13 protein-coding genes are annotated in these 12,109 nt (G+C 57.0%); 2 read left to right on the forward strand and 11 right to left on the reverse strand.

Features of this window, described 5'->3' with window-relative positions; all coding sequences use genetic code 11:
* Positions 1-98: 98 nt before the first annotated feature.
* Positions 99-929: an undecaprenyl-diphosphate phosphatase gene (locus KKQ10_RS23960; RefSeq protein WP_127650326.1), complete on the forward strand. Its 831-nt coding sequence runs from the start codon at positions 99-101 to the stop codon at positions 927-929.
* On the opposite strand, the gene KKQ10_RS23965 is transcribed toward KKQ10_RS23960, so the two are convergent.
* Together KKQ10_RS23965 and dusA are read right to left on the reverse strand one after the other, a co-directional pair.
* The gene (locus KKQ10_RS23965) at positions 930-1,301 is read right to left on the reverse strand and encodes a DUF2388 domain-containing protein (RefSeq protein WP_127650328.1); all 372 of its coding nucleotides are present in this window, start codon (positions 1,299-1,301) and stop codon (positions 930-932) included.
* Between the two features lie 75 nt (positions 1,302-1,376).
* Positions 1,377-2,387 carry a tRNA dihydrouridine(20/20a) synthase DusA gene (gene dusA / locus KKQ10_RS23970; protein ID WP_215502447.1) on the reverse strand — a complete coding sequence of 337 codons (1,011 nt, stop codon included), beginning with the start codon at positions 2,385-2,387 and terminating at the stop codon, positions 1,377-1,379.
* Positions 2,388-2,489: 102 nt separating this feature from the next.
* Here dusA and KKQ10_RS23975 point away from each other — a divergent pair, with 102 nt between their 5' ends.
* Positions 2,490-3,614, forward strand: a complete 1,125-nt coding sequence (locus tag KKQ10_RS23975; RefSeq protein ID WP_215502448.1) for a tyrosine-type recombinase/integrase — start codon at positions 2,490-2,492, stop codon at positions 3,612-3,614.
* Between the two features lies 1 nt (position 3,615).
* Here the strand turns inward: KKQ10_RS23975 and KKQ10_RS23980 are convergent, their stop codons facing one another.
* The 9 genes from KKQ10_RS23980 to KKQ10_RS24030 form a co-directional block, all read right to left on the reverse strand.
* On the reverse strand, positions 3,616-3,891 hold the full coding sequence (locus KKQ10_RS23980; RefSeq protein ID WP_215502449.1) for a pyocin activator PrtN family protein: 276 nt from the start codon (positions 3,889-3,891) through the stop codon (positions 3,616-3,618).
* A gap of 199 nt (positions 3,892-4,090) precedes the next feature.
* Positions 4,091-6,889: a toprim domain-containing protein gene (locus KKQ10_RS23985; RefSeq protein WP_215502450.1), complete on the reverse strand. Its 2,799-nt coding sequence runs from the start codon at positions 6,887-6,889 to the stop codon at positions 4,091-4,093.
* A gap of 4 nt (positions 6,890-6,893) precedes the next feature.
* Complete coding sequence (locus KKQ10_RS23990) at positions 6,894-7,127, reverse strand: hypothetical protein (RefSeq protein ID WP_128588299.1); 234 nt, start codon at positions 7,125-7,127, stop codon at positions 6,894-6,896.
* Between the two features lie 74 nt (positions 7,128-7,201).
* On the reverse strand, positions 7,202-7,438 hold the full coding sequence (locus KKQ10_RS23995) for a hypothetical protein (RefSeq protein ID WP_215502451.1): 237 nt from the start codon (positions 7,436-7,438) through the stop codon (positions 7,202-7,204).
* Positions 7,435-7,914: a YmfL family putative regulatory protein gene (locus KKQ10_RS24000; protein ID WP_286674851.1), complete on the reverse strand. Its 480-nt coding sequence runs from the start codon at positions 7,912-7,914 to the stop codon at positions 7,435-7,437. The genes KKQ10_RS23995 and KKQ10_RS24000 overlap by 4 nt, the downstream gene beginning before the upstream one ends.
* Before the next feature lie 29 nt (positions 7,915-7,943).
* Positions 7,944-8,156 (reverse strand): DNA-binding protein, encoded by a 213-nt coding sequence (locus KKQ10_RS24005; RefSeq protein WP_106576223.1) that lies wholly within the window; start codon positions 8,154-8,156, stop codon positions 7,944-7,946.
* Positions 8,157-8,890: 734 nt separating this feature from the next.
* A complete protein-coding gene (locus KKQ10_RS24020) occupies positions 8,891-9,148 on the reverse strand; it encodes an Ogr/Delta-like zinc finger protein (RefSeq protein WP_073638021.1) in 258 nt (85 codons plus the stop codon).
* Between the two features lie 74 nt (positions 9,149-9,222).
* Entirely contained in the window at positions 9,223-10,092 is an 870-nt protein-coding gene (locus KKQ10_RS24025) for a phage portal protein (protein WP_215502558.1), read from the reverse strand.
* A complete protein-coding gene (locus KKQ10_RS24030) occupies positions 10,004-12,055 on the reverse strand; it encodes a terminase large subunit domain-containing protein (protein WP_215502454.1) in 2,052 nt (683 codons plus the stop codon). The genes KKQ10_RS24025 and KKQ10_RS24030 overlap by 89 nt, the downstream gene beginning before the upstream one ends.
* Positions 12,056-12,109 lie beyond the last annotated feature (54 nt).

Genomic DNA, 12,109 nt, shown 5'->3' on the forward strand with positions numbered 1-12,109 from the left:
CAATGGGTGTCGCGTTATACCGATTGTTTAACTTCAGATACTCAATTTCTGAATGCAGTTGACCGGTCGCTCATCAAGAGCGCTCTGACGGAGGATTAATGGATTTCTGGACCTTTATCCAGGTGTTGATTTTAGGCGCAGTGGAAGGCCTGACCGAGTTCTTGCCGATCTCCAGTACCGGCCACCAGATCATCGTCGCCGACCTGCTGGACTTCGGCGGCGAGCGCGCCATGGCGTTCAACATCATTATTCAGCTGGGGGCGATTCTGGCCGTGGTCTGGGAGTTTCGCCCGAAGATCTTCGACATCGTCAAAGGCTTGCCCACCCAACGCAATGCGCAACGTTTCACCCTCAACCTGCTGATAGCCTTCCTGCCGGCGGTGGTCCTCGGCGTGCTGTTTGCTGACAAAATCCATCAATACCTGTTTAACCCGATCACCGTGGCCATGGCGTTGGTGGTGGGCGGCATCGTCATGTTGTGGGCCGAACAGCGCCGCCACGTGGTGAGCGTCGAGCATGTCGACGACATGCGTTGGTCAGACGCGTTGAAGATCGGCCTGGTGCAATGCCTGGCGATGATCCCCGGCACGTCGCGTTCCGGCTCGACCATCATCGGCGGTTTATTGTTCGGCTTGTCCCGGAAAGCCGCCACAGAGTTCTCGTTCTTCCTCGCCATGCCGACCATGGTCGGCGCCGCGGTGTACTCCGGCTACAAGTACCGCGACCTGTTCCAGGCCGGCGATCTGCCGGTGTTCGCCCTCGGTTTCGTCATCGCCTTCATCTTCGCCATGATCGCCGTGCGCGGCCTGCTCAAATTCATCGCCAACCACAGCTACGCCGCGTTCGCCTGGTACCGGATCGCGTTTGGCTTGTTGATTCTGGCGACGTGGGTGTTTGGCTGGGTGAACTGGACGGCAGCGGCGGCGTGATCACTGACTGCTGATCAATGTCGCAACGGCGAGGTCGCTCAATGCCGAGTCGGGCGAGTTCTGACGGTAGCGCTGCAAGGCTGAGGTGAAATACGCGGCTTGCAGCATGCCATCGCTGGCGAGGTAGAGACGCGCATCCTCCAGCTCTTCGGCGGAGTAAACGCGTTTGTGGCTCTCGGTGGTTTCCTGGCTGGCAGAAAACGGCGCGAGCAATAAGGACGCCAAGGTAAAGCCGGACAACTGAGTGGCCTCCCACGGCGTATCGGTACGTCCGATGCAGAGACCGTCGCAGTGCGCGTAAACATTGGAAGTGACGCAGAACAAGGAAAGAAGGGTGCAGCGTTTGAAACCAGTGAAATTAAACGCGGGCATAAACAAAAGACATCCTGTCAGTACAACAAAACTCCGGGCAACGCTCATTCGTTGCCCGCACATTCAAACCATCAATCAACGGCCAGCAAGCAACTCGGCCGCCTGATCCAGCAACGCCAGCGGATCCTTGGCCTTGTGAATATCCACCGACAACAACTGGCGGAATTTACGCGCCCCCGGGAACCCGGTGCCCAGCCCCAGCACATGCCGCGTGATGTGATGCATCGCGCCGCCGGCCTGCAAATGCTCGGCAATATAAGGCCGCAACTGCGCCAGCGCCTCGGCCCGGCTGATCACCGGCGCGCTGCTGCCGAACAACTGCTGATCCACCTCCGCCAGCAAATACGGATTGTGATAAGCCTCACGCCCCAGCATCACACCGTCAAAGGTCTGCAAATGCTCATGGCAGGCCTCCATCGTCTTGATCCCACCGTTCAGCACAATCTCCAGCTCCGGAAAATCCGCCTTCAACTGCGCCGCCACGTCATAACGCAGCGGCGGAATGTCGCGATTCTCCTTCGGCGACAACCCCTCCAGAATCGCAATCCGCGCATGCACGGTAAAACTGGTACACCCGGCATCCCGCACCGTACCGACGAAATCACACAACTCGGCGTAACTGTCCCGCCCATTGATCCCGATCCGATGCTTCACCGTCACCGGAATCGACACCGCATCACGCATCGCCTTCACACAATCCGCCACCAACTGCGGATGCCCCATCAGGCACGCACCGATCATATTGTTCTGCACCCGATCACTCGGACAGCCAACATTCAGGTTCACCTCGTCGTAACCATGCTCCTGGGCCATGCGCGCACACGCGGCCAGATCGAGCGGGACACTACCGCCCAACTGCAGCGCGAGCGGGTGCTCGGCTTCGTTGTGACGGAGGAAACGTTCGTGATCGCCGTTGAGGAGCGCGCCGGTGGTGACCATTTCGGTGTAGAGCAGGGCGTTCTTCGACAGGAGGCGTAGGAAGAAACGGCAATGGCGGTCAGTCCAATCCATCATGGGCGCAACGCTAAACCGCCGAGACAGTGCAGAGCTTGTGTTCTGTGGTTTAGTGACTGTTTTAGCTAGCATTTTTCTCTGCGAATTCTGGGCCGTTTTTAGGCGTTTTCAGACGTTTTTTAAAGGCCAGTGGTAAAATGTACCACTCACTTTCTCATTTGTACCACTGGAACGATGGCAACCATTAGAGCAAGAAAGAAGGCCGACGGATCGGTCAGTTATACGGTCCAGATCCGCCTTAAAAACAAAGGGGTCTTAGTCTACCAAGAGTGCCAGACCTTCGCCCGGAAACAGGCCGCCCAAGCGTGGGCTCGCAAACGTGAAACCGAGCTGGCTGAGCCCGGCGCGATCGAGCGAGCTAACCGCAAAGCCGCGACGGTCAAGGAGATGATTGATCGTTATTTGAGTGAGATGGAAAAAGTCCGACCTTTGGGTAAGACCAAGCTCGCTACGCTCAAAGCAATTAGCGAATCGTACCTGGGCAAATTGAACGATCAGGACATTAGCAGTCAGGTGCTGGTGGAGTACGCGCTGTGGCGAATGGGCAAGGAGGGTGGGACTGTGCAGCCACAGACGGCTGGTAATGATCTGGCGCATCTGGGCGCGGTGCTGTCTATCGCTCGGCCTGCATGGGGTTATGCAGTCGATCCGCACGCAATGACGGATGCACGGCGTGTCCTGAAAAAGCTGGGGTACAACATGAAAAGTCGTGAGCGCGACCGACGCCCCACTTTGGAGGAGCTCGACAAGCTACTTACGCACTTTCAGGGTATTCAAGCGCGCCGCCCAACGTCGATCAACATGCTCAAGATGACCGGGTTCGCATTGTTTTCGACACGCCGGCAGGAGGAAATTACGCGGATTCAGTGGACGGATCTCGATGAGGTGGGCCATCGGATACTGGTACGTGACATGAAAAACCCTGGCCAGAAGATTGGTAACGACGTGTGGTGTCATCTACCGCCAGAAGCCTGGGCAATTCTCCAAACCATGCCGAAGGTGCTACCGGAGATATTTCCTTACAGTGCGGAGTCTGTATCCACTTCATGGACCAGGGCTTGTCAGATTCTTGGAATCGAGAATCTGCACTTTCATGACTTGCGCCACGACGGTGTCAGTCGTCTGTTCGAAATGGACTGGGACATCCCTCGGGTAGCGAGTGTATCGGGGCATCGTGATTGGAACTCAATGCGGCGCTATACCCACCTTCGCGGACGCGGGGACGCGTACGAAAATTGGAAGTGGTTGGAAAAAATCCTACAGGCGCCCGTAAAGCTGGGCGCCAGGACACTTAAGTGATTTAGCTACCGCGTGGCGCGCTGTTCAGCTGATTGCTCTCTTTGACGGCAGCGGCGCGTTGAGCATCCAGGTATTCGGAAAGATCCGTGATGTGAATACCCTTCGCGCTTTTTTGGCTTGGCTCCATACGCGTGATAGGAATCTTGATTTGCCCGGCCCCCACCTTGCGCTGGAACATCTCGGTGGTTAGATGAGTGAAGTAGTCCTTACATACTCTATCCAAGGGAATGACCACCTGGCCGTTGTATTGAGCCATCAAGACAAATAACGTTTTCATTGTGTTACTCCTTCAAGTGAAAAAGTCCGAATAGGTCTGTCGTTCCTAGTCGATGGGTGGTCAGCTAATAGTTGAGCCATAACGGCGAACTCATCCGCATTCATCCATTCCAGTCGGTCCTGTATCTCCCGCAGCTTGCTCGTCTTGCTGTCACCAGCATTACCTATGAATACTTGGATTTGCATCGTTGTAGCCTCCCTTACGCTTTGAAAATCCAGCACTTGACTGTCGTGGGACGACCTGGCGCCAGTGGTGTTTTGCTATTCATCGCAGCGCGGACTGCGCTGTGTACTGCCTTGTTGCTGTCTAGAAACTTGCGGGAACGTGACTCTTTAAGCAGATCGCGCAACGTAGCCACGTCGGCTAACTTCTGTTTGTGTTCAGCGGCGCGCTCGCTGAATTCGTTGAGGTTGATAGCTATCACGGTGGGGTCGCTGCTGTGGTTCACCACCGGGTCTTCGCTCAAGGATTCGAGGTAGTCGTACACCTCCCAAAACTCGGCCACTGCCGAATGGTCGGAACTGATCGAGGCTTGGCGCTCGATCGCCATCCGCACAATCTGTCGCTGGGTGGCAGCAACCTGCGGATCACTGAGTTTCAGCACCAGGCGCAGGCAGTCCAGCAGCGAGAGCAGCTGCGCGTGGTTCTTGCTGATGCGCTCAACACGGATGTACCCACGCAAGTCATAACCGCAACTGCTGCAGTTGCCCTGATCGCTGGTATAGGCGGTGCCGCAGGCAAAGCATTGTGTATGCAGGCGACGCAGCTTCGCTTCGTGTTCGGGCATACGCTGGGCGAACAGCTCAAGCACCGCGGACTCTTTGCCCACGGCACGTAAAAGGAAGTGGCTAAGGGTGCCGCCGTCCAAAGCGTTTAACTGATCAGCTGCAGAGCGGCTTTCCGGTGTGACGATGGGGCGTACAAAGTGCAGCTTTACGATGCGCGTCATGATCGCTTCGTGGGCGACCACAGCCGCGTTTTGGCTGATTGCGATCGTTCCCCGGAATGGCGGTTCATACGTTTCGTTGCCCGCTGTCTTGACGCCTTTGGTGGCCAAGGTGCCGCCGCCGTAGAAGTCTTTTAGCTCATCCCATTCGAAGGTTTTAGCGTGTGCCCGATCATCGCTGTGGCGATCGGCTTCCAGGAATACAACGGGCATACCGGAGACCTGGCCCATCAGACGAGAGCGTCCAGCCTTGGTCGATTTCATCGGGTCGAAGCCCTCATAGCCCTCACGGCCGAGCAGTTTCCAAAGGAGGTTCAGCAGGGTTGTTTTGCCGGCGCCGGCTTCACCGGTAGCTTCCAGGAACGGAAAGGACTGGTAGCGAGTGCGGATCTGTTCGCAGAACAATGAGCCGAAGAAGAACGCCAGGGCGACAAAGCCCTGGGCGCCGAAGCAGGTCCACAGCAACTGCACCCACTTCTCGTCAAAGCCCTTTGCTTCGCGCTGCAGTTTGATGGGGACACCTTTCTGCAGCGTTTTTAGGCGCAGCTTGCCGAACTCGAAATAGTCTTCGCTGTTGACCTTGTAGGTGGTGCCGTCCTTGATCGCGATATCGCCGTAGACGTAGCAGGCGTATTCCTTGCTGTAACCCACGTAGTCAATGGTAGAAACGGTTTTGATGCCGAACAGTTGGTCCTTCATGAGCTTGTCGAGCTGCTGGCCACTGCCGGTAAACATTGCCCCCGCTGCCATGCCGAGCAGCCGCTTTTTGAATTCGCTCGCGGCCGACAGCTGGCCGCTGGTGAAGGTGTTTTTCACGCTTTCGGAGTCGTGCGGGAAGTCTACTCGCAGGTAGTACCAGGACTCGTCAGTTACCTCATTACGCTGGAAATACAGAGCTTGTGGGTAGCAGTTGGCAATCTCCACAACACTGCCAGACTGCTGCAGCGCTTTTTCGCGTTGTTGCGCCTGGTTAAGCAGTTGGTCGTCGTGATTCTCGCTGTCCTCAATGTCGGACATGGCCCGGTTGAATTTCTCCATGTCCAACTTGAACCAGTAGAGGCGGCTGCCGAAGCCCAGGTGAAATTCCCCGCGTTTGTTCCAGTCGTACATCAGCAAGGCCTTCTCCGCTGCGCTCTCTGCCAGCAGCAGGGCGCCCTGGTGGCGGGCGTGCTTGAGGTCAGCAGCGATCTGTTCGGCGCGCTTGGTGTCATCCTGGATGAAGCTCCAGCGCTGATGGAGATCGTTCCAGTCTGACTTGCGGCCGTCTCGCTGCGGGATCTGGGCAGACTCACAGACGAAGCCCAGGGCACGTGCTTCGCGTACCCAGCGCCGGGTGTAGGCGTTAGCGCTGGGCTCGTTATCAAGCGCCCAAACCAGCTTGGGCAATTTCCCTCCATCGCGGATCTTGACCAACGCTTTCAGCGAATCCCCTGGGAACGCATTAGAGGACATGGCCGAGACAGCCGCGATGTCGTTGTGCACCAAAGCGATGGCATCGAAGATCCCTTCGACAATCCAGATTTCCTTGGCTTCAAGAAGGTCGACGCAGGGTGGGCACCACCAGACGCCGCGATAGCTGTCCTTAGATTTGAAGCGGGCTTTCATTTTGCCGAAGCGGTGCGGCTGATCGATCAGGCGTTCCCACCAGCCGCCTTTTTCCAGGGCGAAACGCACAGTCGCGCTGCCGGCGTTGTGTTCAGCGGAGTAGAACGTTTCCTGGGTGAACCAGCCCTGGATCAGCTCAAATCGAAAGCCCCGGGCGAACTCAAGGTAGGCGCGTGCCGTTGCGTTTGGGTGCTGGTCTGTCGCCGGCGCTCGCTTGCTCCAGTCTTCAAACAGGTCGTCGTACAGCTCTTTTACGTGCAGGGTTTGGCCACACTTTTCGGGGCGACCACAAATCACAATCCAAGGCGTATCAAAACGGGAATACAGTTCTTTCTTTTTGCACTTCGGGCAGGTGCCGCCGCGCATGTAGTCGGTGCCCGTGCGGTGCTTGAGCCCGAAGTCGGCCTGAAGGCGTTGCAGCACGTCGTGACGTAGGTCATCTTTCATGGGGTTACTTCACTGCTTTGAGGCTGTGGGACAGGGCTGCCATTAGGCGTTTTTGCGCAGCCATGACCGGGATATGGGCGAGAATCGCGCCGTGGCGCAGACCGGCCGTAACAAGGCGGAATTGGTCGGCGTACCAGTGTTCGTTGAGGCTCAAGCGATACTGTTCACGCAGGTTGGCCAGCAACGCTTCGGCCTCGGCTGGGGGCAGTTGTGTGGTGACAATTACGGCGTTTGTCATCGTTAAACCTCAATTTCGGGCGCAGCTCACCCAAACCCACGGAATGTGGGGTCGGTGATTAGTTGGGTTGGGTGTTACGAGTTTGCGGAGCGTTGGCGCTTTGGCAGGTCCAGCAACTCGATGTGGGCAAGGTCGGTCAGTTTGGTTGCAACCGGTTCGGCCACGTCGAGGTTGTCCACCAGATGAATGACTGCCCGTTTGCGCAGTGCCGATAGGTCGCTCAGGTGTTCGGCTTGGTGGCGCTTAAGGAAAGCCAGTGCAGCGTTTTGCATGCATTGTTGGTAGTCCAAAGCATTGGTTTGAGTGCTCATTGGCCTTTCCCTGACTTAGCGCGGTAGAGATCGATGGCGGCATGGATTTCGGCAGTGCGAGCGGCTATGTGCAAGACGTGCGCATTTAGGATCAGCTCGGCCTCGTCTTCGGTGATTACGCCGTCCTCGATCGCCTGAGCGATAACCTGGTCGACCGTGCCCTGTTTGGCCGAGGTCTGCACTGCCCGTGCGTACATCTCAACGTTGTCGAGGTTTTCCGGTTGGATGACCGGCACGAACATGCCGCCGTACATCGCCGCTACGTAGTTGGCCAGGTGCTGGGTGCCTGTGACTTGTTCCAGTTGAAAGATCTGTAGGTCCGTCAGCGGGCGGCAGTTGTTATTCTCGTAAGCGTGATTATCGAACTTCTTGAGTGATAGGCCGATGCGAGCGGCGGCGCGTTCGCGGCCACCTTCGAAGGTGCAAATAATTGCACTGACGACTTCACGGCGTGTTTTCAGAACCTGACTTTTCATCTTCTGCTGTTCCCTCAGAGACCTGGCCATTACTGTTCGATCACGCCGTCTTTGATTCCGAGTAATACCGCTGCGCGATGAGCCTCCCCACGACGGCATTGGCTTTGGCCATTCAGCACCGCGTAAACGGTGCTGGGGTTGAGGTTGTTCCGTTCAGCAAAATTTCTGGCAGTCTGGCCACGCTTCTCCAAGGATGCACGCGCCTGCTGGCGAGCTTGCTCGGTGATGGGTGAGTTGGGCATAGTGCAATTCCTTGCGTTTTCGTGTGATGACAAGCGCAGGATGTGGCAAAAATCTGCCAATGTAAATATCTGGATGGAAAAATATTGACACTCTCCGAAGAGATTGGCGCAAGGTTGCGCCAACAACGAGCCCAGGCTGGGCTGACGCAAGATCAACTTGCGGAACAACTTGGTGTCTCGAAAAGAACTCAAGGAAACTACGAATCCGGTGCCAGTGACGCGCCAGCCTCCTACTTGAGTATGGCTGCCAGCGCGCTCGGATTTGACGTGCTTTACATCGTTAGCGGGACTCGTACCACGATGAAAGTTGATGCGTTGTCTGAGGTTGAAGACAGCATTGTTCAGCAGTACCGCAGCATTCCTTTGGACGATCAAAAAGCCATCCGGCGCTTTCTTAAAGCTATTGCTGACGATGCTGCCAAAGGGGTGAGCTAAGCCCTCCGTCCCCGTCCCGCCACTCGCTTGCCCCCATATCACTGCGACAGCAATGGATTTTATGGAGTGGTAAGCATGTTGGATCGCACAAACGCGGATGTCGGTTACGTTGAAATGGCAGCATCTGCGCGGTATGAGCTTTCGCACATTGAGCGACGTCTGATTGGGTTGTATCGTCAGTTGAGCCCTCGCGACAAAGAGCAGTTGCGCAGACTCACCGAAGCGCTGATAAGCAACCCGGATCATTCCGACGAAGAATGATCCCAGCGCCGCCGGCACTCGATTGTCGGTGGCGCGCTTCATGCGACGGCCTGCGATCCAAGCTTTTCAAACAGCTCCCGCTGTTGGGCTCTGGGCATATCTCTAAGACGATCCATCAGCAGCCTGTCGAACGTCTGAGCGGACGGGCTTAACGTATGAGAAAAAGTGAGATTAGCGACCCAGGTGTGCCCACACTTTGCATCGAGGCACTGGCAGTAAAGTTTCGCAAAGTCGGCTGACAGAACCTCACGTGACGCAATTCGCCCTTTGTGTCCGCATTTGCAAGTAACTCTCATATCCCCTCCCCAGGGTGCAGCTTATTGCCACTATATTCGCATGTGGTGCAGTATATTTCTCTAGTTGTTAGGTGTCAGATAGAGGTTTCCCCTGTGCTATCGATCTTTTTCCAGCTAATACACCTGTCCCGTCGAAGCACCTCATTGAGCTGGCTGAACAGCTGACAGATCGGCCTAATCTCGTTGCTGGTGTAAACGCGATCGATCTTTTCGATATCCCCAAACCCCCCGTTGTTCTCGGGGATAATCCCGGCTAGGGCAGGGTTCATCCGCCAGGCGGCGATCACGTCATTGCGTGTGATGTTCTTTACCTTCTCCAGTTCGTCCTTTGCCTGGAAGTCCCCCACGGGGATGATCTGAATCGCGTTTTCCTTGCCATTGGGGATGTTGACGAACATCGAGCGGAAGTTGCCCACGCCCTTGCTGGCGCTGATCTGGGCGCGCAGGTTCTCTTCATCTTCCTCGGTCAGGTCCGGGTCGTTGGTGTAGAAGATGTATCCCGCGTGCGCGCCGTTGCTGTAGTACCTCCGGCGGAACAGGGTCGCGGCTTCGTTGAGCAATAGCGCCTGCAGGCCGCCCAGGTAGTCAGGCACGCCGTAGATGTTCTGTTCCACGTCGTAGTCCAAGACGTGTTCGATTTCGTCCTGGTCGAAGTCCATGTATTTGCTGTCTGGCAGCAACATCCTGAATCCGCCGTCGACCTTCACCCGCATGTTGATCGCCGGCAGGTGTTGCATCTCCAGCACTTCGCCAAATGCGTTGGTATCGCGGTAAAAATAGGCCTCGCCAAACACCATGTAGTCCAGGCTGGCCCGGCCCATGGTCTGCGTGCTGCAGCCTTCGGAAGGGATGAATTCACGCAACAGCAAGTTGCGCTTGAACTTGGGAATGGCACCGTGGTGTGCGTTGGCGCGTAGCAACTTGGCCAGGCCCGCCCGGGACACCGGCGGCTTGTAGATTTCGCCGTCGTCGCTGAGAAACACCCCCAGGTATTCGCCGATGTTGCCGGACAGCACCTGTTCGGGTTCCCCGAACGTGAACGCCCGCATGGGCTGTGGCTGTCGCGCCGGTTGGCTGGTTTGGAGCTTTTTGTGTCGTTGCTTGGGCATTGGTTCCGCTCGTGACATAGCGGCTGCGGCGCCGCTTGTTGTGGTTTAGGGGTTCATTGGCCAGGGCGTGCATGACGGCCCAGGCGATGTCGGCGTGGCCGGTGGCGTCGGTGCGCGAAGCGCTGTAGGTCACCTGGCCGCTGGTGGTGGTGCCGCGTTTGATGGTCAGGAATGCCTGGGCGATATCGGTCCATCCGGCGTCCCATTCGATGCGACTGCCTTGGATCGTGTCTTGGGCCTTGAGTACCAGTGTGTTTTTAGTCTCAAGGCTGTAGTGGATCGGCGTGGCCTTCGCGTAAAAGTCGCGCACAAGGTCGAACACGCCGTATCCCACACCGGTGATATCGATACCGATGTGTTGCACGTTGAAACGCTCGGTAAGCTTTTTGACCTGAGCGGCCTGGTATGTGAACGAATGCCCCCGCCAGCTGTGCTTTTCCAGAATGCGGAATTTCGCCCCGGGTTCCAGTGGCGGGGCGACCACCACACACGTGGCGTCGTCGCGGGTGCGGCTCGGGTCGTAGCCAAGCCACACCGGGCTGTTGCCGAAAGGTCGATCCAGTTCCGGGTTGTAGTCCTCCCACAACGACAGGTCGGAATAACACCGCTCTAGATCCTTGAGCCCGAAGGCGCTCTGGCTGCTGTCGATGAACTTGCAGTAGAACAGCTGCTGGAATTTGTCTTCGTCGTACTCCAGCTGCAGCTGCTCGAGGTCGAACAGATCGCAGCCGCCGGCTATGGCGTCGTCCAGGGTGATGGTTTTGCGCCATTGACCATCGGGGCACAGCGCGCCCTGCGTGTAAGACGCTTCGGTTGGCCAGACGCCGCCGGCCTTCTTGCCGCGTTTACTGTTGCGGAATTCCTCGCCCGACCAGAACGGGTACGCCTGGTGCGACACCGCGCTGGGCGTCGAAAAGTAGGTTTTTCGCCACTTCTTGTGGGTGCCCATGGCGCTGGCCACGGTGCTGAGTTTGTCGAAGTCACGTATCCAGAAATACTCATCGACGTAAACGTGGCCATGGTAGCCCTGTGCGGTGCTGCTGTTGGTTGACAGGAAACGTAGCTCGGCGCCGTTGCTGAGCGTAATCGGGTTGCCGGTCAGCTCGATGTCAAACCACTGCTTGGCAAACTGGATGATGTAACTGCGGAAAATTTCCGACTGCGAGCGGCTGGCCGACAGGAACACCTGGTTGTCGCCGGTCAGCACCGCGTCCATGAACGCTTCGCCGGCGAAGTAGTACGTCAGGCCCACCTGGCGGCTTTTCAGGATGTTGCGGATTCGGCACGTCAGCGGATTTTGCTTCGCGGCAAACAGCTCCTGCTGATAGCGGTACATCTTGCTGATGAACTTATCCAGGAAGTCGACTTCGGTCAGCCCGCTAATGTCGTTCTTGGCTTTCTTCTCGCGTTTCTTCCCGCTGCTATCGCCACGCGCCGAGCGTTCGCCACGCGGCCGTTGGCGGCCTTCCTGTGGCTCGCCGGAAGTTTCCCCGATCGGTGCTGGCAACGGTTTGGCCGCTTGCTTTAACAGACGTTCGCGCACGGTGGTCAGCCTGTCCAGCTCGTTGAGTTCGTCCTTGGTCAGGCTGCCCGCTTTGTCCAGGAGGAGGGTGATTCGCCGGCCCACGGCCGTCAGCGGTTCTTCATCCGACAGCATGTCTTCCCAACCGCCCTGGCGTATCCAGTAGTAGACGATGCGGATGTTGGGCAGGTTGAGCTGCGCCTGAATTTCCTTTGCCTTACAGCGGCGCAGAAACAGGCGTTTGGCGGCTTCTTTAACTTCGGTCGAGTAGTACATGGGCCGCAGTCTATGCGGCGAAAACGCTGGAAACGCGGGGTTAAATTCCGTGGT

Origin of the sequence: Pseudomonas sp. MG-9 (genome assembly GCF_018729515.1) — a bacterium.
Classification (GTDB): domain Bacteria; phylum Pseudomonadota; class Gammaproteobacteria; order Pseudomonadales; family Pseudomonadaceae; genus Aquipseudomonas; species Aquipseudomonas serboccidentalis.

Coding starts and splice junctions, on each gene's coding strand:
- KKQ10_RS23960 (WP_127650326.1), top strand. CDS start 99: ATGGATTTCTGGACCTTTATCCAGGTGTTGATTTTAGGCGCAGTGGAA.
- KKQ10_RS23965 (WP_127650328.1), bottom strand. CDS start 1,301: ATGCCCGCGTTTAATTTCACTGGTTTCAAACGCTGCACCCTTCTTTCC.
- dusA (WP_215502447.1), bottom strand. CDS start 2,387: ATGCTAGCTAAAACAGTCACTAAACCACAGAACACAAGCTCTGCACTG.
- KKQ10_RS23975 (WP_215502448.1), top strand. CDS start 2,490: ATGGCAACCATTAGAGCAAGAAAGAAGGCCGACGGATCGGTCAGTTAT.
- KKQ10_RS23980 (WP_215502449.1), bottom strand. CDS start 3,891: ATGAAAACGTTATTTGTCTTGATGGCTCAATACAACGGCCAGGTGGTC.
- KKQ10_RS23985 (WP_215502450.1), bottom strand. CDS start 6,889: ATGAAAGATGACCTACGTCACGACGTGCTGCAACGCCTTCAGGCCGAC.
- KKQ10_RS23990 (WP_128588299.1), bottom strand. CDS start 7,127: ATGACAAACGCCGTAATTGTCACCACACAACTGCCCCCAGCCGAGGCC.
- KKQ10_RS23995 (WP_215502451.1), bottom strand. CDS start 7,438: ATGAGCACTCAAACCAATGCTTTGGACTACCAACAATGCATGCAAAAC.
- KKQ10_RS24000 (WP_286674851.1), bottom strand. CDS start 7,914: ATGAAAAGTCAGGTTCTGAAAACACGCCGTGAAGTCGTCAGTGCAATT.
- KKQ10_RS24005 (WP_106576223.1), bottom strand. CDS start 8,156: ATGCCCAACTCACCCATCACCGAGCAAGCTCGCCAGCAGGCGCGTGCA.
- KKQ10_RS24020 (WP_073638021.1), bottom strand. CDS start 9,148: ATGAGAGTTACTTGCAAATGCGGACACAAAGGGCGAATTGCGTCACGT.
- KKQ10_RS24030 (WP_215502454.1), bottom strand. CDS start 12,055: ATGTACTACTCGACCGAAGTTAAAGAAGCCGCCAAACGCCTGTTTCTG.